Source organism: Pseudomonas sp. NPDC089996, from assembly GCF_044748405.1.
Taxonomy (GTDB): domain Bacteria; phylum Pseudomonadota; class Gammaproteobacteria; order Pseudomonadales; family Pseudomonadaceae; genus Aquipseudomonas.
The window spans coordinates 44,990-64,614 of record NZ_JBIVGA010000010.1; the positions used below are offsets into that span (position 1 = coordinate 44,990).

24 protein-coding genes are annotated in these 19,625 nt (G+C 61.3%); 11 read left to right on the forward strand and 13 right to left on the reverse strand.

Annotated features, from left to right (window positions below; genetic code table 11):
* Positions 1–58: 58 nt before the first annotated feature.
* The 4 genes from ACIPW4_RS18210 to ACIPW4_RS18225 are packed head-to-tail and all read right to left on the reverse strand — an operon-like array spanning position 59 to position 3,323.
* Entirely contained in the window at positions 59–475 is a 417-nt protein-coding gene (locus ACIPW4_RS18210; protein ID WP_400660261.1) for a MaoC family dehydratase, read from the reverse strand.
* Positions 476–484: 9 nt separating this feature from the next.
* On the reverse strand, positions 485–922 hold the full coding sequence (locus ACIPW4_RS18215) for a MaoC family dehydratase N-terminal domain-containing protein (RefSeq protein WP_400660264.1): 438 nt from the start codon (positions 920–922) through the stop codon (positions 485–487).
* 47 nt (positions 923–969) lie between these two features.
* Positions 970–2,157: a lipid-transfer protein gene (locus ACIPW4_RS18220; protein ID WP_400660267.1), complete on the reverse strand. Its 1,188-nt coding sequence runs from the start codon at positions 2,155–2,157 to the stop codon at positions 970–972.
* Positions 2,158–2,183: 26 nt separating this feature from the next.
* Positions 2,184–3,323: an acyl-CoA dehydrogenase family protein gene (locus ACIPW4_RS18225; RefSeq protein WP_400660270.1), complete on the reverse strand. Its 1,140-nt coding sequence runs from the start codon at positions 3,321–3,323 to the stop codon at positions 2,184–2,186.
* Between the two features lie 260 nt (positions 3,324–3,583).
* On the opposite strand from ACIPW4_RS18225, the gene ACIPW4_RS18230 reads away from it, so the two are divergent.
* From ACIPW4_RS18230 to ACIPW4_RS18250, 5 genes are all read left to right on the forward strand, one after another.
* Positions 3,584–4,996: a coniferyl aldehyde dehydrogenase gene (locus tag ACIPW4_RS18230; protein ID WP_400660273.1), complete on the forward strand. Its 1,413-nt coding sequence runs from the start codon at positions 3,584–3,586 to the stop codon at positions 4,994–4,996.
* Positions 4,997–5,041: 45 nt separating this feature from the next.
* Entirely contained in the window at positions 5,042–6,232 is a 1,191-nt protein-coding gene (locus ACIPW4_RS18235; protein ID WP_400660275.1) for an acyl-CoA dehydrogenase family protein, read from the forward strand.
* A 12-nt stretch (positions 6,233–6,244) separates the two neighbouring features.
* Positions 6,245–7,378, forward strand: coding sequence for an acyl-CoA dehydrogenase family protein (locus ACIPW4_RS18240; protein ID WP_400660277.1), 1,134 nt, complete (start codon positions 6,245–6,247; stop codon positions 7,376–7,378).
* A gap of 86 nt (positions 7,379–7,464) precedes the next feature.
* Entirely contained in the window at positions 7,465–8,328 is an 864-nt protein-coding gene (locus tag ACIPW4_RS18245) for an MBL fold metallo-hydrolase (RefSeq protein WP_400660280.1), read from the forward strand.
* Between the two features lie 106 nt (positions 8,329–8,434).
* Positions 8,435–9,265: an SDR family NAD(P)-dependent oxidoreductase gene (locus ACIPW4_RS18250; RefSeq protein ID WP_400660283.1), complete on the forward strand. Its 831-nt coding sequence runs from the start codon at positions 8,435–8,437 to the stop codon at positions 9,263–9,265.
* A 125-nt stretch (positions 9,266–9,390) separates the two neighbouring features.
* Here the strand turns inward: ACIPW4_RS18250 and ACIPW4_RS18255 are convergent, their stop codons facing one another.
* The 3 genes from ACIPW4_RS18255 to ACIPW4_RS18265 form a co-directional block, all read right to left on the reverse strand.
* Positions 9,391–9,639 carry a hypothetical protein gene (locus ACIPW4_RS18255; protein WP_400660286.1) on the reverse strand — a complete coding sequence of 83 codons (249 nt, stop codon included), beginning with the start codon at positions 9,637–9,639 and terminating at the stop codon, positions 9,391–9,393.
* A gap of 76 nt (positions 9,640–9,715) precedes the next feature.
* On the reverse strand, positions 9,716–10,180 hold the full coding sequence (locus ACIPW4_RS18260) for a hemerythrin domain-containing protein (RefSeq protein ID WP_400660289.1): 465 nt from the start codon (positions 10,178–10,180) through the stop codon (positions 9,716–9,718).
* A gap of 145 nt (positions 10,181–10,325) precedes the next feature.
* The gene (locus ACIPW4_RS18265) at positions 10,326–10,829 is read right to left on the reverse strand and encodes a CinA family protein (protein ID WP_400660291.1); all 504 of its coding nucleotides are present in this window, start codon (positions 10,827–10,829) and stop codon (positions 10,326–10,328) included.
* A 184-nt stretch (positions 10,830–11,013) separates the two neighbouring features.
* Here ACIPW4_RS18265 and ACIPW4_RS18270 point away from each other — a divergent pair, with 184 nt between their 5' ends.
* Positions 11,014–11,175 carry a hypothetical protein gene (locus tag ACIPW4_RS18270; protein WP_400660293.1) on the forward strand — a complete coding sequence of 54 codons (162 nt, stop codon included), beginning with the start codon at positions 11,014–11,016 and terminating at the stop codon, positions 11,173–11,175.
* 5 nt (positions 11,176–11,180) lie between these two features.
* Here the strand turns inward: ACIPW4_RS18270 and ACIPW4_RS18275 are convergent, their stop codons facing one another.
* Both ACIPW4_RS18275 and ACIPW4_RS18280 read right to left on the reverse strand, forming a co-directional pair.
* Complete coding sequence (locus ACIPW4_RS18275; protein ID WP_400660296.1) at positions 11,181–12,038, reverse strand: SDR family oxidoreductase; 858 nt, start codon at positions 12,036–12,038, stop codon at positions 11,181–11,183.
* Between the two features lie 152 nt (positions 12,039–12,190).
* Entirely contained in the window at positions 12,191–12,730 is a 540-nt protein-coding gene (locus tag ACIPW4_RS18280; RefSeq protein WP_400660299.1) for a type 1 glutamine amidotransferase domain-containing protein, read from the reverse strand.
* A 227-nt stretch (positions 12,731–12,957) separates the two neighbouring features.
* On the opposite strand from ACIPW4_RS18280, the gene ACIPW4_RS18285 reads away from it, so the two are divergent.
* Positions 12,958–13,941, forward strand: coding sequence for a DNA-binding protein (locus ACIPW4_RS18285; RefSeq protein WP_400660301.1), 984 nt, complete (start codon positions 12,958–12,960; stop codon positions 13,939–13,941).
* A 56-nt stretch (positions 13,942–13,997) separates the two neighbouring features.
* Positions 13,998–14,171 (forward strand): DUF6021 family protein, encoded by a 174-nt coding sequence (locus tag ACIPW4_RS18290; protein WP_400660303.1) that lies wholly within the window; start codon positions 13,998–14,000, stop codon positions 14,169–14,171.
* Between the two features lie 47 nt (positions 14,172–14,218).
* Here the strand turns inward: ACIPW4_RS18290 and ACIPW4_RS18295 are convergent, their stop codons facing one another.
* The 3 genes from ACIPW4_RS18295 to ACIPW4_RS18305 all read right to left on the reverse strand — a co-directional run bounded on the left by ACIPW4_RS18295 (position 14,219) and on the right by ACIPW4_RS18305 (position 15,850).
* On the reverse strand, positions 14,219–14,470 hold the full coding sequence (locus ACIPW4_RS18295) for a hypothetical protein (RefSeq protein WP_400660306.1): 252 nt from the start codon (positions 14,468–14,470) through the stop codon (positions 14,219–14,221).
* A 24-nt stretch (positions 14,471–14,494) separates the two neighbouring features.
* Positions 14,495–14,995, reverse strand: a complete 501-nt coding sequence (locus ACIPW4_RS18300) for a DUF4142 domain-containing protein (protein WP_400660308.1) — start codon at positions 14,993–14,995, stop codon at positions 14,495–14,497.
* Between the two features lie 141 nt (positions 14,996–15,136).
* The gene (locus ACIPW4_RS18305) at positions 15,137–15,850 is read right to left on the reverse strand and encodes an MgtC/SapB family protein (RefSeq protein ID WP_400660310.1); all 714 of its coding nucleotides are present in this window, start codon (positions 15,848–15,850) and stop codon (positions 15,137–15,139) included.
* A gap of 385 nt (positions 15,851–16,235) precedes the next feature.
* Here ACIPW4_RS18305 and ACIPW4_RS18310 point away from each other — a divergent pair, with 385 nt between their 5' ends.
* A complete protein-coding gene (locus ACIPW4_RS18310; RefSeq protein WP_400660312.1) occupies positions 16,236–16,709 on the forward strand; it encodes a sterol desaturase family protein in 474 nt (157 codons plus the stop codon).
* Here the strand turns inward: ACIPW4_RS18310 and ACIPW4_RS18315 are convergent.
* Entirely contained in the window at positions 16,666–17,553 is an 888-nt protein-coding gene (locus ACIPW4_RS18315; RefSeq protein ID WP_400660315.1) for a bile acid:sodium symporter family protein, read from the reverse strand. The two genes, ACIPW4_RS18310 and ACIPW4_RS18315, sit on opposite strands and share 44 nt — an antisense overlap.
* Positions 17,554–17,745: 192 nt before the next feature.
* On the opposite strand from ACIPW4_RS18315, the gene ACIPW4_RS18320 reads away from it, so the two are divergent.
* Positions 17,746–18,627 (forward strand): Dyp-type peroxidase, encoded by an 882-nt coding sequence (locus ACIPW4_RS18320; protein ID WP_400660317.1) that lies wholly within the window; start codon positions 17,746–17,748, stop codon positions 18,625–18,627.
* Positions 18,628–18,716: 89 nt separating this feature from the next.
* On the forward strand, positions 18,717–19,625 hold the full coding sequence (locus ACIPW4_RS18325; RefSeq protein WP_400660320.1) for an aldo/keto reductase: 909 nt from the start codon (positions 18,717–18,719) through the stop codon (positions 19,623–19,625).

Here is a 19,625-nt window from a genome sequence, read left to right on the forward strand (position 1 = left end):
AATGAATGGGCCGGCGCCAGCGGCGCCGGATACAGCGATAAGGCCCCTGGAACAGGGATCAGGGCAGGGCGACTACGGCTTCGCCCGCCAGTTTTTCTTCACCATGCTGATTGGTGCAGCGCAGTTGCAGGCGAACACGCGATTCACCCTTGGTTTCGAATTTTTCAATTACCTCGCCAGTGCAACGTGGGGCGTGGCCGAGCTGGGTGATCCCGGTAAAACGCAACGACAGGCTGCGCACCTGCTGTTGCGGTACCCAGTGGGTCAGCAGTCGGCCGAGGTAGGCGGCCGACAACATGCCGTGGGCGAACACGTCCGGCAGCTGTGCCTTGCGAGCGAAGTCGATGTCGATGTGGATCGGGTTATGGTCGCCCGAGGCTCCGCAATAGAGGGCCAAGGTCGTGCGGTTGACAGGTGGTACGTCGAGCAGGGGGATCTGGTCGCCTACCTGGATGGATGAGAACGTCGGATGCATGGCGACTCCTTAGCGCTGGACGAGCGAGGTACGGACATCGGCAATATGCTCGCCGTGCTGGTTGGTCACACGGGCAACAATCACCGCGAACTGCAGGGCGCCGCCTTTCTTCTCATAGATGTCTGCCACATGGCTCTCGTAGGTCAGCACGTCGCCTGCGTAGGCCATGTTGTGGTAGTCGAAGCCCTGCTCGGCATGGAGCAGGCGCCTAAGGTCGAAGTCGAACAGCTCCAGCAGCTGCTGCAGGTCGCGGCCTTCGCTTTCGAGGCACTTGAAGAACGTCGGTGGCACCGGCAGGTTGCGGTGGCCGGCGGCGCGGGCAGCGTCTTCGTCGGTGTAGATCGGGTCAGTTTCACCGATGGCCTTGGCGAAGAAGCGCAGGCGACCTTTCTCGACCTCAATGCTGAATGCGTCGAGACGGTGCCCGATCAGGTGTTTGTCTGCCATGTCTGTCTCTCTTGTTGTCATGGTTGCAGTTGGGCGCGCTGGATCGTTCAGCGCTTGCCGTACATCGTGATGACGCACGCGCCCCCGAGGCCCAGGTTGTGCTGCAGGGCAACCTGAACGCCCTCGACCTGGCGTTTGTCGGCATTGCCACGCAATTGCTGGGTCAACTCGTAACATTGCGCCAGGCCCGTGGCTCCAAGCGGATGGCCCTTCGACAGCAAGCCCCCGGACGGGTTGGTAACCACACGCCCGCCATAGGTGTTGTCGCCGTCGAGAATGAACTTTTCTGCGCCACCAATCGGGCAGAAGCCCAAGGCTTCGTAGCTCAGCAACTCGTTGTGGGCGAAGCAGTCGTGAAGCTCGCAGACGCGGATGTCCTGGGGGCCGATCCCGGCTTCTTCGTAGACCATGCGTGCGCCGGCCTGGGCCATGTGAAAGCCCACATAGCTGATCATCGACGGTGGGTCGAACGACTCGACCGGGTCGGTGGTCATCGATTGGGCAAGAATCTGCACGTCGGTACGCAGGCCATGCTTCCTGGCGAAGGTTTCCGAGCAGATGATCGCCGCGGCGGCGCCGCAGGTCGGCGGGCAGGCCATCAGGCGGGTCATTACACCCGGCCAGACCACCTTGTCGTTCATCACGTCTTCGGTGCTGACCACATTCTTGAACAGTGCCAGGGGGTTGTTGGCCGCGTGGCGGCTGGCCTTGGCGCGGACAGCGGCGAAAGTGTCCAGACGCGTGCCGTAGCGTTCCATGTGCTCGCGGCCGGCCCCGCCGAAGCCGCGTAGCGCCTGGGGCACGTCATGGGCATCGGCAGTCAGGCGTTCGAGGATTGGCATAAAGCGCGCACGGGGCCGCGGACGGTCATCCCAGGCCGACTTGAGGGCGCCGGCCTGCATCTGCTCGAAGCCCACGGCCAGCGCACATTCGACCTGGCCGCACCGCACGGCCTCGCGGGCCAGGTACAAGGCGGTGGAACCGGTCGAGCAGTTGTTGTTGACGTTGATCACCGGAATGCCGCTACGGCCGATCTCGTAGAGCACGGTCTGGCCGCAGGTGGAGTCGCCGTAGACATAGCCGGTGAAGGCCATCTGTACCTTGTCATAGTCCAGGCCGGCATCCTTGAGAGCCAGGCGCACAGCCTCGGCGCCCATGTCGGTGTAGCTCGGGCTGGCGCCAGGCTTGCTGAAGGGGATCATGCCGACGCCGGCAACCAGTACTGTCTGAGTCATTGTTCTTTCTCACATCAGGGAAGGGTTTACAGCGAGCGGGCGATCAGGTCGCGCTGGACCTCGTTGCTGCCGCCCACGACACGAGACACGCGCAAGTCGACGAAGGCCCGTGCGATCGGGTATTCGAGCATGTAGCCGTAGCCGCCATGCAGCTGGACCATGTCGTCCAGGTGTTTCCACACGGTTTCGGTGGTGAAGAGCTTGGCGATGGCCGCCTCTTCAACGGTCAACTTGCGACGCATGTGTTCGCCGATGTAGTGATCGACCATGGTGCGCAGCGCCACCGACGCGGCCTTGGCATCGGCCAGCTTGAAGCGGGTGTTCTGGAAGTCCCAGACCGACCCGCCGAAAGCCTTGCGCTCTTTGACATAGGCCACAGTCAGTTCGAGCAGGCGTTCCAGTTGCACGGCCTGGGCGATGGCAATCAGCAGGCGTTCCTGAGGCAGTTCCTGCATGAGGTAGGCAAAGCCGCGGCCTTCGTCGCCCAGCCGGTGGCTGACCGGCACGCGCACATTGTCGAAAAACAGCTCGCCAGTGTCCGATGCGGGTTGCCCGACCTTTTCCAACTTGCGGCCGCGGCTCACACCCGGCCTTGCGGCCTCTACCACGATCAGACTGACGCCTTTGGCGCCGGCGGACGGGTCGGTTTTGCAGGCCAGGACGATCAGGTCGCAGTTCATGCCGTTGCTGATGAATGTCTTGCTGCCGTTGATGACGTAGTCATCGCCGTCGCGCACGGCCGTTGTGCGCATGGCCTTGAGGTCGGAACCACCACCTGGCTCGGTCATGGCGATGGACAGAATGGATTCCCCGCGGCAGATACCGGGCAGCCACTGCTGCTTTTGCGCCTCGGTACCCAGACGCACGATGTAAGGGGCGATGATGTCGGAATGCAGTGAAAAGCCCACGCCTGACACGCCGGCGCGGGCCATCTCTTCGCCTATCACGACCGCGTGGCCGAAATCGCCACCGCCGCCACCATATTCTTCGGGCACGCCCGTGCACAGGAGCCCCTCACGGCCGGCCTTGAGCCAGGTCTGGCGGTCGACCGAGCCTTGTTCGTCCCACATTGCCTGATGGGGAACGCATTCCCGTTCGAAGAATCGGCGTGCCGTTACGCGCAGCATTTCATGGTCATCGCGGAAAACGGGGCGGGGTGAATGCATGTACGGGAATCCTCGTGTCTGGGCTGCAACGGCCTGCGGCGCCTGACCGGCAGCAGGGTGTGGATGCATCCTGAAGCGACGCGCAGGCGCTGTAACTCCCCAAAGCGGGGAGGCGACGGAGGCCGTGGTACCTACCCACTACGGGGTGGGTATCGAAAGGACATGCCTGATTAACGTGGAGCGCTCCCCGGTAGCGGGGCCTGGAAACCAACAAGAGCCGCCTGCAGGTTGGCGCGTTCCATGACAGGAAACCCTTTCCAATGAGCACCTTCGAACAGCCAGACGCGGCCCAACTGCAATCGCTACTGAACAGACAGCGCCGCGCCTTCCAGGCCGACGCGCCATGGTCGGCCGCGCAGCGTTGCGCGTTGATCGATCGCGCGATCGGACTTTTGGTTGATCATCATGAGGCTATCGTCGAGGCGATCAGCGCTGACTTTGGCCACCGCAGCCCCGACTTCACCCGGCTCGCCGAGATAGTGCTGCCCATACAGGTGATGAAAGAGGCCCGCGACCAGATCGCTCGCTGGATGCAGCCCGAGCCTCGCACCGTGGCCCACGGTCAGGCCTGGATCGAATATCAACCCCTCGGCGTGGTGGGTATCGTTACGCCGTGGAACTTCCCGGTGAACATGCTCTTCAACTGCCTCGTCGGCGTGCTGGCCGCAGGCAATAGGGCGATGATCAAACCATCGGAATTCACGCCGCGCACTTCAGCGTTGCTTGCCCGCCTGATCGCGACCACGTTCGCCGAGGATGAAGTGGTGGTGGTCAATGGCGACGCCCGGCTTGGCCAATTGTTCTGCAGCTTGCCGTTCGATCACCTGTTGTTCACCGGCTCCACTTGTGTGGGGCGCCAGGTGATGAAGGCGGCGGCGGAAAACCTGGTGCCTGTCACCTTGGAACTGGGAGGCAAGAATCCGGTTATCGTGTCCCACGGCGCCGATCTTGCCAAGGCCGCACAGAAGATCATGACCGGCAAAGTGCTTAATGCAGGGCAAATCTGCCTGGCGCCCGACGTCGTCTGGGTGCCGCAGGAATCACTGGATGCCTTCGTCGATGCGGCCGAAATCGCGCTCAGCGAAATATGCCCGACACTCAACGATAACCCAGACTATTGCAGCATCATCAATCCCCAGCATGTGCAGCGTCTCAAAGGCTATGTACTGGAGGCCAGAGCGGCGGGCGTCAGGGTCATCGAGTTGAACCCGGCCGGCGAAACGTTAGATCACTCGCCACAGTGCAAGCTGGCGCCGACGTTGCTGATCAATCCAGGTGACGACCTGCAAGTGATGCAGGATGAAATTTTCGGCCCTCTGTTGGTGATCAAGCCCTATCAGGATATTGGGGAAATCATTGCCCATATCAATGCCCGGCCCCGACCTCTTGCCCTCTATTACTTCGGCGAAGATCGGCATGAAGAACAGCAGCTGCTGCGCCATACCCACAGCGGCGGTGTAACCATCAACGATGTCATCCGCCACGCCGGTGTCGAGGACTTGCCGTTTGGCGGTGTAGGGGCCAGTGGCATGGGGGCCTACCACGGCATCCATGGTTTCCGCACTTTCAGCCATGCAAAGGCGGTTTATCGCACCGTCGACCTGCCAGACCCGGCCCGCCCGCCTTACAGCGATGCGCTGCGCCAGAACATCAGCCTGATGATCAGACGCTGACACCCAACCGGGGAGGGCTGCTCCCCGATACAGAGGAATTGAACAGTGGATATCCATTTCAGCCCTCAGGAACAGGCATTGCGCGAAGAAGTGCGTGCCTTTCTGCGAGATCAGGTGCCGGCGCACATCACTGCCCGGGGCCGCCAGGGCAAGCGCTTCGACAAACAGGACCAGGTGGCCTGGATGCAACTGCTGAACGAGCGTGGCTGGCTCGGAGTGGGGTGGCCGGCCGAACATGGCGGACCGGGCTGGAGCGAGGTTCAGAAGCATATCTTCGATGAAGAATGCGCAATTGCCGGCGCCCCCTGGATCGTGCCATTCGGCGTGTTCATGGTGGCGCCGGTAATCATCAAGTTCGGTACCCCCGAGCAGCAGGCGCGCTTCCTGCCGAAGATTCTGTCGTGCGAGCACTGGTGGTGTCAGGGGTACTCCGAGCCGGGGGCGGGCTCCGACCTGGCATCGCTCAAGACCCGCGCCGTGCGTGACGGCGATCACTATGTCGTGAATGGACAGAAAGCCTGGACCACTACCGGGCACTGGGCCGACTGGATGTTCTGCCTGGTTCGCACCGATGCACAGGCACAACCGCAGCGTGGCATTTCCTTCCTGCTGATCGATATGAAATCACCTGGCGTGACGGTGCGTCCTGTCATCACGCTGGATGGCGAACACGAAGTCAACGAAGTGTTCCTCGACAACGTGCGGGTGCCGGTCGAGAACCTCGTGGGCGAGGAAAATGGTGGCTGGACCTGCGCCAAGTACCTGCTTTCCCATGAGCGCACCGGCATCGCCCGGGTGGGCACCGCCAAGGCCATGCTGACCCGTTTGAAGCAGGTGGCCAGCCAGGAACTGCGCGACGGCGTGCCGCTGATTGATGACCCATTGTTCCGTGCACAGATTGCAGAGGTGGAAATGCAACTGATGGCGGTCGAAATGAGCGGTCTGCGTATCCTCGACGGTGCCGAGCATGGGGCACCTGGGGCGCAGAGCTCGTTCCTCAAGATCCGTGGCACGGAGATACGCCAGTCCATTTCCTACCTCCTGACCAAGGCGGTCGGCCCTTATGCCATGCCCTTCATCGAAGAAGAGCTGGGCTACTCCGACGAACCGCCCCTGTACGCCGACTACAGCAGTGCCCTGTGCAGCGAATATCTGAATACGCGCAAGGCTTCGGTTTATGGAGGCTCCAACGAGATCCAGAAGAACATCATCGCCAAGATGATCCTCGATTTGTAAGGAGCGACGCCGGTGAATTTTACCTATTCCCAAGAGCAGCAGATGTTGCAAGACAGCCTGGCCAGGCTGGTACGTGATCACTATGGCTTCGAACAGCGTGAGCAGGCCCGCGAAAGTGCCACGGGCTTCAGCCGCAGCTTCTGGACACAACTCGGCGAACTGGGCATGACTGCGGTACCGTTCACTGAAGCCTACGGTGGCATGGCCGGTGGCGGTGTGGAAAACATGCTGGTGATGACTGAACTCGGGCGCAACCTCTGCCTGGAACCCTACCTGCATTCGGTGATCTTCGCCGGAGGCTTGCTTGAACAACTGGGCAGCGAGCAGCAGAAAGCCGAGCTGATCCCTGAGGTAGCCGCGGGAACCTTGCAGCTGGCCGTCGCGTTGGATGAGCCCGGCAGCCATTACCAGTTGCACGACGTTCAGACCCAGGCCGTCCAGCATGAAGGCGCCTGGCTATTGAGCGGCCGCAAATCGGTTGTCGTGGGCGGACAGAGTGCGGGGTTGCTGCTGGTGTCTGCCCGGACCGCAGGCGCGAGCCGCGATGAACACGGCATTGGCGTGTTCCTGCTCGACCCGCAGGCCCAAGGCGTGGTTCGTCATGAATACGCCACTATCGACGGCCGTCGTGCCTGCGACCTGATCCTGAGCAATGCGAAAGCGATTGCCCTGGGTGAACCGGGTCAGGCACTGGCCGCGTTGCGCTATCAGCAAGGCCGAGCGCTGGCGGCGCAATGCGCCGAAGCGGTCGGGAGCATGGAGAGCGTCTGCCAGTTGACGCTCGACTATCTGAAAACCCGCCAGCAGTTCGGCCAGGTTCTCGGCAAGTTCCAGGCACTCCAGCATCGCATGGTCGACCTGCGCATAGAACTGGATCAAGCCACGTCGATGACGATCCTGGCCGCCAGCATGGCGGATCAGCCCGACAGTGATGAACGTACGCGTTCACTGGCGGCCGCCAAGTTCATCGTCAGCCGCGCAGCGCGCGTGATAGCCGACCAGGGCATTCAGCTGCATGGCGGCATCGGCCTCACCTGGGAATATGTACTTTCCCATCATGCCAAGCATCTGTTGATGGTCGCGCGCCAGTTCGGTGACGACGATCACCACCTGCGTACGTTCAGCCGCCTCATGCAGGTTGCCTGAACCCCAAAGTCACCCTCTTTGGCCGGTGCCTGCATGGACCGGCCGTTTTTTTTCGCTGAGCAGACTGGATTTTGAGGAGCAAAGGCATGCAGCGCAAAGTGTCGATCCTGGCTTGCGCAGGGGGGCAAATGGATGGTGGCGTCCTGTTTGGCAATGTGCCGCAAGGGCAATGGCGCACCTGGGCCGAGCCGGATCACCTTAATCGTGTTGCCCTGGCATCACGCGCGCTGCTGGTGCAGCAGGGAGGGCGCAACATTCTGGTACTGGCGGGTAGTGGGGCATTACTGGCGCCGCTGGCGCGCACGTGCAGTTGCCAGCCACGCGCGAGAGGTTTGCTTGAGGAACTTGCATCTTGCGGGGTCGGTGAAGCGGATGTGCACCTGGTGCTGCTCTGCCATTTGCAAGCACGGCTTGCCGCCGATGTTCGCCAGGCAATCGACGAGGGCGACCAGCCACGCCTGCTGTTTCCGAACGCACGTTATCTGGTAGGTAGCCAGCATTGGGGACGAGCGCGTCGCCCACATCCCCGCGACCGAGCGCTGTTCGTGGCGCAACTGGTCAATTCGCTGGAGGCCAGCAGGCGCTTGGAGCTGATCCAGGGCGGTGCCTGCGAATGGCTCGGGCCGGGGTGGTACCTGCATGTCAGTGACGGCTACACCCCTGGGCAACTCATTCCACAGATCGCGCTGACCGGTGGGCCGCTGGTTTTTGCCGGTGACCTGGTACCCGGTGTGCACTGGCTCCAGCTCGATGTCACTAGCGGTCACGACCGCAACGCTGAATCCATCGTCGAGGAAAAAGAGCTGTTGCTGGACCAACTGGTGGCCAGCAAAGGGCGACTGGTGTTCGCCCGTGATCCCGACGTGGCCATGGTACGAGTGGCGCGTGACCGTCAGGCTCGCTACCTGGCTTACGACTCGCATATCCGGCTCAGAGGGCTGGAGGCCTAGTGCTCGCCAATGAGATACCCCCCCCATTCAAGGCGGGGACGCATCACTAGGTATACGTCGAACATTGGGCGGCGACACCCCTTCAAACGACCTCAAGGAACGTGCAATGAAGAAGCTCGAAGACAAAGTCGCCCTGGTGACGGGCGCCGGACGCGGCATCGGCCGTGAAGTCGCCCTGCAACTGGCGGCCTACGGTGCCAAGGTGGTGGTGAACGATCTGGATGCAGCACCTGCTGAAGAAGTGGTGGCTGAGATCGTCGCGGCGGGTGGCCAGGCCGTTGCCTGTACCGGCAGCGTCACGGCTGCGGACTTCGCCGAACGCTTCATCAAGACGGCGCTGCAGAGCTACGGTGGTATCGACATCATCATCAACAACGCCGGTTATACCTGGGACAACGTGATCCAGAAGCTGACCGATGAGCAATGGTACGCCATCCTGGACTGCCACCTGACCGCACCATTCCGCATTCTGCGCGCGGCCCAGCCCGTCATCAGTGCTGCGGCCAAGGCGGAGGCGGCGCAGGGTAGGGAAGTGCTGAGGAAGGTAGTCAACATCTCCTCAATCGCCGCTGGCGGTAACCCCGGTCAGGTGAATTACGCAGCAGCCAAATCCGGCATTCTTGGCCTGACCAAGACCCTTGCCAAGGAATGGGGGCGTTTGAAGGTCAACGTCAACGCGCTGGCTTTCGGGCATATCGAGACACGCCTGACCGTGCCGTTCGCTGGCAAGGACAGTGCAACCGTCGAGATCGAAGGGCGCCAGATCAAAGTGGGGATCAGTGAGGCGCTGGCCGAGCAGTCGAAGTCGATGATCCCGCTGGGACGCCCAGGCACACCAAGGGAGGCAGCTGGTGCGGTAGTGATGCTGTGCCTGCCGGAAGCCGACTATGTGTCCGGGCAGACACTGATCTGCGGCGGGGCGTTTGGCTCGATTTGATTTTTTCCGACTAGTTCGCTGATAACCCAAGGAAGGCGAAGAGTGCCAACATTTCGATGTGCGTGATGATGGCGGGCCCCACTGCTTCCAGGGACGGAAGCTCGATGAGGCGTCCGATTGCATTTTCATCCACACACCTCAAGTTGCGTGTTCTTTTTCCACCCACGCAAATTCATGGCGCAGAGACAGACCTGAAGAATGATCAGCGCCCAAGCCTGTGCTTGCCAGCCCCATACGGCCCACAACACATTGCTCGCGATGAAGCAGCAAAAGCCTGCCTTCCTTCTGCCGGGCCGGCGCGAGCCAATGCACCATGCCGCCAGCACGGTCATTACCATGGCTGGCCATTCGAGTAACTCGATCCAATGATTCATGAAGCCTTTCCCGACTGCTTGTTCGATATCCGAAGGGGGATCCCTGCCAGCCTGGCGCTGGCAGGGAATGGCCTCATCAGGCGGCCCGCTGCTCGCCCTTGAGCATCTTTTTCTGGGTTTCCATGGTTTGCCCGAGTTGTTCCAGCACGTCTTTGCCAAGGAGCTTCTTGGCAGTCGGGAAGAGCTCGTCTTCCTCCTCCTCGATGTGGTGCTCCAGCAGCTCTTTCATGACTTTGACCCGCCCGGCAAACTCGACAGTACCGGTTTCGGTGTGGAGGAGGTCAGGGATGACAAGGGAGTCGACAGTGCGATGCTCTTCCTTGGCCTCGTAGTACATCTTCGCCTCTTCCTTGCCACCGGCTTCCTTGATGGCCGGGTACAGGATTTCTTCCTCAAGCTTTGTGTGAATCTGCAATTCCTGTTCGATTCTCTGCAGTAGCTCGGCACGTTTTTTCACAGCTCGTTCTGTAGTGGCAGACAGTTCTTCAAGGAGTTTCTTCACCAGCTTGTGATCCTGAACCAGCAAGTCGATAGCGTTCATGGCCGTTACCTCATCACGAATTGAGAATTCAAAACTTGCCAGTGGTTGAGTCACAGCGAAGTGGCAGGGTTCAACGCTCACGATGGCTGGCATCATCAATTCGGCTGCAAACCACCGATGGCCAGGGAGGGCAGACAACATGAAATCAGGCGCGCTCGCCGCGAAGCCAGCGCTGGTGATAGTGGGTAAGCCGCGTCAGCCCGAACAACGCCCCTTGGCGCATGACATCAGCCCGCTCACCGAAGAACCGTTGGGTACGGGTAAAGACGGCTACTGGCTCACCGGCAAAAGCCCAGGCGAAGCACATTGTGCCTGGCGGTACACCCGATTCGGGCGTGGGCCCAGCGACGCCAGTGGTAGCGATCACGACATTGGCATCGCTGTCTCTCAACGCTCCCAGGGCCATTTCCCACGCCACTGCTTCGCTGGTCAAACCGTAACGTTCGATGGTTTCGGCGCTGACGCCAAGCAAGCGTTTCTTGGCGCTGGGGGAGTAGACCACATAGCCACTTTCCAGCACCTCTCCGGTACCGGGCACCGCCGCCAGGAGGGCCACCATGCAACCTGCCGTGCATGACTCCGCAGTCGTCAGGATCAGCTGGTTGTCTTTGAGATAGCCGAGCGCGGCCAATACCGGTTCGCTTGCCATAGGGGAATCGACTCGCTTGCTGTTGTGTGGTGGACGCAACCAAGTGGAGATTGGTTCAGCGCATCTTTGTCCACCCGTCCCACGCAACAAACCTAGCCTGAACTTTGCTCATGATTCTGGCTTCCCTTGTGTACAGGGGGCGCGACCGACCTCACCGGAACACAGAAAAGGGTAGGAGAGCAGCATGACGAAAGAAATCCAACAGAAGACGCCAAGCTCAAAATCGGAACCAGATGGCGAAGAGGAGCGGGATAACGACGCTCACCGTCCGGATGGTTCATCTGGTACATCTCATGACTCTACAGCGCAAAAAACAGCACGCGAGCACGGGCAACAAAAACGCTGAGTTCCTTATAGGATCGGCTTACCGCCGGTGACGGCGTACCGAGAGCCACTGATGTAACTGGCCTCATCGGAGCCCAGCAGCACATAGATTGGAGCGACCTCCACTGGCTGCCCTGGTCGCCCCATCGGGTAGCTGGAGCCAAAATTTTTCACGGCCTCATCGGGCATGGTGGCCGGGATCAAAGGCGTCCAGATTGGGCCAGGCGCGACACTATTGACCCGAATTCCCTTCTTCCCTAGCAGCTGAGCCAAACCAGCCGTGAAGTTGGCAATGGCTCCCTTGGTCGCTGCATAGGCCAGCAGGCTTGGAGAAGGATCGTCGGAGTTGACCGAGCTCGTGTTGATGATCGAGCTGCCTTTTGGCATGGAAGGTAGTGCTGCCTTGCAGATCCTGAAAATAGCGGTGATGTTGGTATCGAAGGTTTTCACCCATTCGTCATCGTCAATTTCCTCCAGGGTTTCATGGGCCATCTGGAACGCGGCATTGTTGACCAGGATGTCGATGCGCCCAAACTGCTCGACGGTCCTATTCACGATGTCATGGCAGTGTTGCTTCTGCGCCAGGTCGCCGGGCAGCAGAAGGCATTGTCGGCCTGCCGCTTCGACCCAGCGCGCAGTTTCCTGCGCGTCTTCATGTTCGTTGAGATAGCCGATGGCGACGTCAGCACCCTCGCGCGCATAGGCGATGGCAACCGCCCGCCCGATACCACTGTCAGCGCCAGTGATCAACGCGATCTTGCCCTGCAGTCGGTTGTGGCCGGTATATGACTGCTCACCGCAGTCTGGGTAGGGCTCCATCTTGCGCTGTGAGCCGGGAACGCTTTGCGGCTGGGACGGAAAGGGCGGAGTAGGGAAGTCGCGCATGGTAGAAGCTCCTGCAGTTGAGAACGTTCATACCGTTTCGAAGCATCGGATTGCTGTGGGTTGGGTTGAATGTGCACCTGGTGCGACGAGCGGTGCACTACCCGGCGAACCTATGGCCCTCTGGAAAGAGGGCCGATGTGCAGAGAAAAGGGTCAGCCAGCCAGCGCCTTGATCAACTGCTCATTGAAGGCCGGAATATCGTCCGGCTTGCGGCTGGTGATCAGGTTGCCATCCACCACCACCTCTTCATCAACCCAGTTACCGCCCGCGTTGCGAATATCGTCCTGCAACGTCTTGTAGCTGGTCATTCGCTTGCCCTTGGCCAGGCCAGTCGACACCAGCAGCCAGCCACCATGGCAGATGACCGCTAATGGCTTGCCTGCCGAGTCGTGGCTTTTCACCAGCGTCTGAGCGCCAGGTATCAGCCGGATGGTATCGGAGTTCTGCACGCCGCCCGGCAGCACAAGGGCGTCATAGAGATCAAGGTGGGCACTGTCGAACGTTGTATCCACGGCGAATTCGTCGGCGGGCTTGTCATGGTTCCAGCCGCGTACGGTCCCTTCCTTGTCACTCAGGATGTCCACCACGGCGCCATTTTTTTCCAGGGCTTCACGCGGGCCGGTCAGTTCGATCTGTTCAAAACCATCGGTGACCAGAAAGGCCACACGCTTGCCGCTCAATTGTGCACTCATCAACGGATCTCCGTTTTTCGATAGATATGAAAGAGGAGGACAGTGTCAGGCGCAAAGTTCAAAAGATGACGCGTGAACGGGGAGGATAAACCCTGCTTTTGCCGCTTAACATGCGATAAGCCGTGATTATTAAGCCATAGATTTCACTTGAAATTGGTTTGCGGAAATAACAAAATCACCACGTATTTACATGGTACGTACCATGTTACGAAATCGTAGGAGCAGACATGGCCCGGGGTGGTATCAACAAGGCGGTAGTGCAGCAGGCGCGGCAGGTGCTGATCGCCCGGGGCGAATACCCCAGCATCGATGCGGTACGTATCGAAATGGGCAATACGGGCTCGAAGACCACTATTCATCGCTATCTCAAAGAGCTTGAAGGACCCAAGACTGTGGCGCTGCAAGGCCAGGCCGCACTCAGCGAATCGCTGACCCGGCTGGTATCGCAATTGGCCGCACAAGTGCAAGAAGAAGGGGACGCCCGCGTCGAGCAGGCCGAAGCCGCCTTCAACGAGCAGCGCGAACAGCTAGAGGCGCAGTTGCAGCTGGCGCAGCAGGCGCTGACCGCTGCTCACCAGCAACAGCAGATTCAGGCTGCTGCACTGGCTGGCGAATCGGAACGCCTTGTAACCGCGCAAAACTCGCTGCAGGCCGAGCAGTTGCGCAGCGCCAGCCTCAACCAGTCACTGGGCGAAATGCAGTTGCGCCTGGCCGACAAGGAAGAACAGGTGCGTTCGCTGGAAGATAAACACCGTCATGCCCGTGAAGCGCTCGAGCACTACCGCAGCGCCAGCCGCGAACAGCGCGAGCAGGAACAGCGCCGCCATGAAGCGCAGACCCAGCAACTGCAGATGGAGCTGCGTCAATTGCAGCAAGGCATGATCGTCAAGCAGGACGAGCTGACCCGCTTGCACCGCGACAACGAGCGGATGCTCGGTGAGCACCGCCAGGCCAGCAGCGAATGCAAGCTCAAGGACGAGTTGCTCGAACAGCGTGACGCGCAGATCCAGGGCCTGCGCACGATCCTCGCGCAAGCCCAGGGCGCCAGCGATGAAATGCGTCGGCAACTGCAGGTTCAAACCCAGAGCCTGGAAGACAATCGCGCCATCAGCACAGAGCAGGGCAGGCAGTTGCAGTATCTGGAGGGTGAACTGCGCAAGCGCGATGAAGCGCTCTCTGCCTGCCGCGCGCAGCTTGCGCCGGGCAATTGAATCAAACTTCCTGATGCCACTGCGTTCTTCCGTAGACCTACATGGGAGAGCGCAACATGAGCAAGCCTGAGCAAGAACACCAACAAGGTCCGCATTCTTCAGAGCATGCAAACAAGAAAGACGATCTGGGGTTCGACCCGGACTCGCCGGATCTGAACGACCCTCAAGTCGACCCGCAGGGGCCAGCCAAACCGCCAAAGGATGATGAAAAGGCAAGCACAAGCCATTGAGCCGACCCACCCCATCGCCGGGCATCTGGCGATGGGGCGCCGGCGCTTCAATTTTCTGCTTGCTTGGCCGCTTCGACCCCCGCCGAAGACAGCTTGATCGGATAGCTCATGCTGAGCTGGTGATCGTCATTCACCGTCACGCTGCCATCCTGGATCAATCCATGCTCCTGAAGCGTCTTGAGCATGCCGGCCACCGCCTTTTCGCCGCGATAGTTGTCCAGTAGCTCCTTGCCCAGCCCTTGCGGGTGGGCGTGCAGCAGGCGGGTGAGGATTTCGCTTCGCAATGCATCGTTAGTCATGTCTAACCTCGCGTAGTGGGCCGTTCACTTGCCGTGGGTGGCCTGTAGTGCCTTGGCCTTTTCCAGGTGGTGCTCGAGAGTTGGCAGCGTCTCGCTGGCGAAGGCCTTCAGTTCAGGCTTGTCGGAGGAGGCCGCTTCCTTCTTGAACAGCTCCACGGCCTTTTCGTGTGCGTCGACCTGATTGTTGACGTACGACTTGTCGAACGACTCGTCGCGCCATTCGAGGATCATCTTCTTGACTTTATCGGTTAGCGCCGCTTCGTCCGGCACACTGATATCGAGCGTGCGTGCGATGTCGCCAAGCTTTTGGTTGGCCTTGGTGTGGTCGGTGACCATTTGCTGGGCAAAGGCCTTGATGTCGCTGTTCTGGCTTTTTTCCATGGCCAGGTTGCCAGTAACCGTCTCGGCGATACCCGCCTCGGTGGCGGCCTCGACGAAATCATCGGAAGTGGCGGCCATTGCCTGCAGAGATGCCATGCCCAGGGCCAGCGACAACCCAGCGCATTTGATGAACAGATTGTTCATGCCTGACTCCTTGTAACCGGTGGCGCGACCTCAGTGTCGCGTACGGTTGAGCCAGTCCCGCCGGCAAAGGTTTAGTTTTTCTTCGCGCAGGACGACAGCCGAAAGGCCAGGGCGCTGAACCTTGGACATGGCGGCGAGGCGTCAGTCCGCCGCCATTGCTTGTGGCTGCAACTGCCAGCGCACCGAGCTTACGCCTTTCTCCAGGCTGACCCGGCCGACCAGGCGCTCCAGCTGCGCCGGAGCCTGCGGGTTGCCGAGCAATTCGGCGCGTACCTCCAGGCGTGCCGGATTGGCCAAGTCCTCACTGTGCAACGATTGCAGTCGCAGTTGCGGGTCGCCCAGGCTGTGCAGCATCAAGCTGCGTACCTGGATTTCATCCTCGGCACGGCAAATGATGCGCACTTCGTAATGGTGTTCGACCTCACTGGCTGGCAACACTTCCTGACGATCAAGGCGCTGGGCGATGTCACGCAGCAGGATGTTGGCACATAGCACCATCAGGCTGCCCAGGGCAGCCTCAAGCAAAAGCCCGAGGCTGCACAGCACGCCGACGGCCGCGGTGCACCAGAGTGTGGCGGCCGTGTTCAGGCCACGCACGTTGAAGCCGTCGCGCATGATCACGCCGCCACCCAGAAAACCGATACCCGACACCACGTAGGCGGCCACCCGGGACGCGTCGCCAGGCGCCATGCCCGGTACTGCCTGGGTCATCAGCACGAACAGGCAGGCGCCGGTGCTGACCAGCGCGTTGGTGCGCAGCCCGGTCAGGCGCTGACGCAGTTGGCGCTCGGCACCGATCAGGGCGCCGAGTAGCAGAGCAACGCCGACGCGCAGCAGAAAGACTTTCCAATCCATAGCAGACCTCTTCCACGGGCACACGCCCGCACGGTTGAATAACCAGAAAATGCGCAGGACCACGAAAGGAAAGAGGAGGAGAAAGCCTTCAAAGGCTGGAGAATTCCACCGCCTGGCCAATGGCGAGACAGTGGCAGGATGCTGCCGGACTAGCTCGCCGTGTGGGCCTGTCGCAAGCGACTGGGGCTACTGTCCAAAGCAGGACTCCTGTTCAGGGATGCGAAATTGCGCCGCGGACCTTACGCCGCCAGCCACGCAGGGTCAAGGGCAAAAACATGACAAGGGATTCATGAGGAAATGCCCTACATCCAGTTACGCCTGCATGGAAATAAACCTGGGTAATCGGTACCCTTGCGCCATTCTCCGCCATCCCCCGGACCGTTACATGCTGTTCAATCTCGCCGTGCTGCTCGGCACCCTGGTGGCCATGGAAGGTGTCGGCACGCTTGCCCACAAGTACATCATGCATGGCTGGGGCTGGTGGCTGCACCGTTCGCACCATGAGCCGCAGCTGGGCATGCTGGAAACCAACGACCTGTACCTGGTGGCGCTGGGCCTGATCGCCACGGCGCTGGTCGCCCTGGGCAAGGCCGGCCATGCGCCATTGCAGTGGGTGGGCGCTGGCGTGGCCGGGTATGGCGTGCTGTACGTACTCGCCCACGACGGCTTCTTTCACCGGCACTGGCCGCACAAGCCGCGGCCGGTCAACCGCTACCTCAAGCGCCTGCACCGTGCCCACCAGCTGCACCACGCAGTGAAGGGTCGCACGGGCAGCGTGTCGTTCGGCTTTTTCTACGCGCCACCGCTGAAGGTGCTCAAGCGCCAGTTGCAGGCGCGGTCGCCACGTGACCTCGGCTGACCCACCAGCCAAAACCCGCGGCCGTGAAGAACATGATCAGGCTGTACAGCGCAGCGGGCACGGCCATGGTGGCGTTGTTCAGCAAGGATGGGCTCAGCGCCAGGGCAATGGCCAGGGTGCCGTTGTGGATGCCGATTTCCATGCCGATGGCGATGGCCTGACGCTTGGGGATGCTCAGCAAACGTGGCACCCAATAGCCGAGCGCCAGGCTGATCAGGTTGAACAGCAGGGCGGCCAGGCCCACCAGCGGGGCGTATTCGACGACGGTCTGCCAATCCTTGGTCAATGCCAGGATGATGGTGAATGCCAGGAACAGCGCTGCCACCAGCTTCATCGGTTTTTCCATGCGTGCGGCAAAGCGCGGTGCCCAGTGGCGTATCAGCATGCCCAGGGCCACAGGCAGCAGAACGATGGCGAACACCTGCAAGACCTTGGCGAATTGCAGCGGGATGGCCTGGTCCGACGCCATGAACCAGGCCAGAGACAGGTTCACCAGCAGCGGCATGGTCAGGATCGCGATCAACGAATTGACCGCAGTGAGGGTGATATTAAGCGCCACATCACCGTGGGCCAGGTGGCTGAACAGGTTGGCGGTAGTGCCGCCCGGGGACGCCGCCAGCAGCATCAGGCCAACCGCCAGTGCCGATTCCAGGCCGAAGCCATTGGCGATCAGGAAGCACACCAGCGGCAGAAGGATGATCTGGCAGCACAGGCCGATCACCACGGGTTTCGGGTATTTCACCACCCGGGCGAAATCGGCCAGGGTCAGTGACAGCCCCAAGCCGAGCATGATGATGCCCAGGGCCAGGGGCAGGAATGCGGTCAACAACGGTGAGGCAGTCATGGGTGGGCTCTCGGGAAAGGGATGCAGCCAGTCTAGGTCGGCCTTGCGGGCCAGATGGACGCACGGTGCCAGCACTTGGTAACTATTTGTTACCGTCTTGCCCCAACCGCGCCATCACAGCGCCACCGCGCTGCATTGCGAGAGCCGCTCTGGCGCAGTAGCATCCCCGCTTTTGCCGAGGATTCGCCCGTCATGCCGTTCCAGCAAGGTCTGCTTGCCACCCCAGTGCCGGCCCACGCCCGTCATCTGTTCTTCGCTTTGCACTCGCCCCAGGCGCTGCCTGCCGTGCTGGATGCGTTGCTGCCGCACGTGGATGGGCAAAACCTGATCCTCGGCATTGGCGCTCCATTGGCCAAAACACTGGGTCGCGACATCCCCGGCCTGCGTGCCTTCCCGCAGCTCGATGCCGCAGTGGAAAACCCGAGCACCCAGCACGCCCTGTGGCTGTGGCTGCGCGGCAACGAACGTGGCGACCTGCTGCTGCAGGCCCAGGCGCTGGAGCAGACACTGGCGCCGGCATTGCGCCTGGCTGACAGCGTCGAGGGCTTCCTGCACCGTGGTGGCCATGACCTGACTGGCTACGAAGACGGCACCGAGAACCCGGTGGACCAGGACGCTGTGGAGGCCGCTATCGTCACCGGCGAGCAGCCGGGCCTGGCAGGGTCCAGCTTCGCCGCCATCCAGCTGTGGAAACACGACCTGGCGTACTTCAAGTCGCTGCCCCAGGCCGATCAGGACAACATCATCGGCCGTCGCCTGAGCGACAACGAAGAACTCGACGACGCGCCGGAGTCGGCACACGTCAAGCGCACCGCCCAGGAAAGCTTCGAACCGGAAGCCTTCATGGTGCGCCGTTCGGTGGCCTGGGCCGATGGCCGTGGCGCAGGCCTGGCGTTCGTCGCCCTGGGCCACAGTTTCGATGCCTTCGAGGTGCAGCTGCGGCGCATGAGCGGCCTGGAGGACGGCATCATCGATGGCTTGTACCGCTTCAGCCGGCCGCTGACCGGCGGCTACTACTGGTGCCCACCGATTACCCAAGCGGGTCTGGACCTGAGCGCACTGCTGAGCGTCTGATCACTAAACATCCTGATACAGAATCACCTGCCAGCGCGGGGTTGAGCGGCTAGCCTTGGAAGTTTCCGACTTATGACGGGAGCATTGCCATGTACAAGCGTCGCGATGTCCTACGCGCTGGTGCGGCTTTAGGCCTTGTCGCCGCCAGCCCCTGGCTGCATGCCGCCGGCTCCGGCGGGTTGTTGACACGCAAGGTGCCAAGCACGGGCGAGGCCTTGCCGGTGATCGGTGCCGGCACTTCCGGCAGTTTCGAGGTCGAGGTCGGCTCCGCCGCGTACCAGCAGCTCAAGGTGGTGCTCAAGGCGTTCTTCGAGGGCGGCGGCAAGGTCATCGACACCTCGCCCAACTATGGCGGGGCAGACAGCGTTCTCGGGCAGTTGCTGGAGGAGGGCGGCTGGCACCGGCAATGCTTCATCGCCACCAAGATCGCCGCCGACAGCCGAGCCGATGCCGAGGCGCAATGGGCCGGCACGCTCGAAAGCCTGCGTACCGACAAGGTCGACCTGCTGCAGATCCACAACCTGCGCGACTGGCAGACGCAATTGCCCTATGCCCGTGAGCTCAAGCAGCAGGGCAAGACCCGTTACGTCGGTATCACCCATTACCTGAACAGCGGCCACGACGACGTGGCGCGGATCGTGCGTAGCGAGCCGCTGGACTTCATCCAGGTCAACTACTCGGTGAATGCCCCGCAAGCGGCACGCGAACTGCTGCCCCTGTGCCAGGACAAGGGCGTCGCGGTGCTGATCAACCGCGCCTTCGACGACGGCCGGCTGTTTGCCAGGGTCAAGGACCAGCCCTTGCCGGCCTGGGCCGCCGAGGCCGGTATCAGCAGCTGGGCGCAGCTGTTTCTGAAGTTCGCCATCAGCCATCCGGCGGTAACCACCGTCATACCCGCGACCGGGCGGCCGGAGCGTCAGGTCGACCAGCTCAAGGCGGGGCATGAACCGTTGCTCAGCCAGGCGCAACAGCAAGCGCTGATCGGGCAGTTCGCCTGA

Coding starts and splice junctions, on each gene's coding strand:
- ACIPW4_RS18290 (WP_400660303.1), top strand. CDS start 13,998: ATGAGCAAGCCTGAGCAAGAACACCAACAAGGTCCGCATTCTTCAGAG.
- ACIPW4_RS18280 (WP_400660299.1), bottom strand. CDS start 12,730: ATGAGTGCACAATTGAGCGGCAAGCGTGTGGCCTTTCTGGTCACCGAT.
- ACIPW4_RS18295 (WP_400660306.1), bottom strand. CDS start 14,470: ATGACTAACGATGCATTGCGAAGCGAAATCCTCACCCGCCTGCTGCAC.
- ACIPW4_RS18230 (WP_400660273.1), top strand. CDS start 3,584: ATGAGCACCTTCGAACAGCCAGACGCGGCCCAACTGCAATCGCTACTG.
- ACIPW4_RS18315 (WP_400660315.1), bottom strand. CDS start 17,553: ATGACTGCCTCACCGTTGTTGACCGCATTCCTGCCCCTGGCCCTGGGC.
- ACIPW4_RS18250 (WP_400660283.1), top strand. CDS start 8,435: ATGAAGAAGCTCGAAGACAAAGTCGCCCTGGTGACGGGCGCCGGACGC.
- ACIPW4_RS18320 (WP_400660317.1), top strand. CDS start 17,746: ATGCCGTTCCAGCAAGGTCTGCTTGCCACCCCAGTGCCGGCCCACGCC.
- ACIPW4_RS18285 (WP_400660301.1), top strand. CDS start 12,958: ATGGCCCGGGGTGGTATCAACAAGGCGGTAGTGCAGCAGGCGCGGCAG.
- ACIPW4_RS18245 (WP_400660280.1), top strand. CDS start 7,465: ATGCAGCGCAAAGTGTCGATCCTGGCTTGCGCAGGGGGGCAAATGGAT.
- ACIPW4_RS18270 (WP_400660293.1), top strand. CDS start 11,014: ATGACGAAAGAAATCCAACAGAAGACGCCAAGCTCAAAATCGGAACCA.
- ACIPW4_RS18300 (WP_400660308.1), bottom strand. CDS start 14,995: ATGAACAATCTGTTCATCAAATGCGCTGGGTTGTCGCTGGCCCTGGGC.
- ACIPW4_RS18265 (WP_400660291.1), bottom strand. CDS start 10,829: ATGGCAAGCGAACCGGTATTGGCCGCGCTCGGCTATCTCAAAGACAAC.
- ACIPW4_RS18225 (WP_400660270.1), bottom strand. CDS start 3,323: ATGCATTCACCCCGCCCCGTTTTCCGCGATGACCATGAAATGCTGCGC.
- ACIPW4_RS18220 (WP_400660267.1), bottom strand. CDS start 2,157: ATGACTCAGACAGTACTGGTTGCCGGCGTCGGCATGATCCCCTTCAGC.
- ACIPW4_RS18210 (WP_400660261.1), bottom strand. CDS start 475: ATGCATCCGACGTTCTCATCCATCCAGGTAGGCGACCAGATCCCCCTG.
- ACIPW4_RS18325 (WP_400660320.1), top strand. CDS start 18,717: ATGTACAAGCGTCGCGATGTCCTACGCGCTGGTGCGGCTTTAGGCCTT.
- ACIPW4_RS18215 (WP_400660264.1), bottom strand. CDS start 922: ATGGCAGACAAACACCTGATCGGGCACCGTCTCGACGCATTCAGCATT.
- ACIPW4_RS18310 (WP_400660312.1), top strand. CDS start 16,236: ATGCTGTTCAATCTCGCCGTGCTGCTCGGCACCCTGGTGGCCATGGAA.
- ACIPW4_RS18275 (WP_400660296.1), bottom strand. CDS start 12,038: ATGCGCGACTTCCCTACTCCGCCCTTTCCGTCCCAGCCGCAAAGCGTT.
- ACIPW4_RS18255 (WP_400660286.1), bottom strand. CDS start 9,639: ATGAATCATTGGATCGAGTTACTCGAATGGCCAGCCATGGTAATGACC.
- ACIPW4_RS18260 (WP_400660289.1), bottom strand. CDS start 10,180: ATGAACGCTATCGACTTGCTGGTTCAGGATCACAAGCTGGTGAAGAAA.
- ACIPW4_RS18305 (WP_400660310.1), bottom strand. CDS start 15,850: ATGGATTGGAAAGTCTTTCTGCTGCGCGTCGGCGTTGCTCTGCTACTC.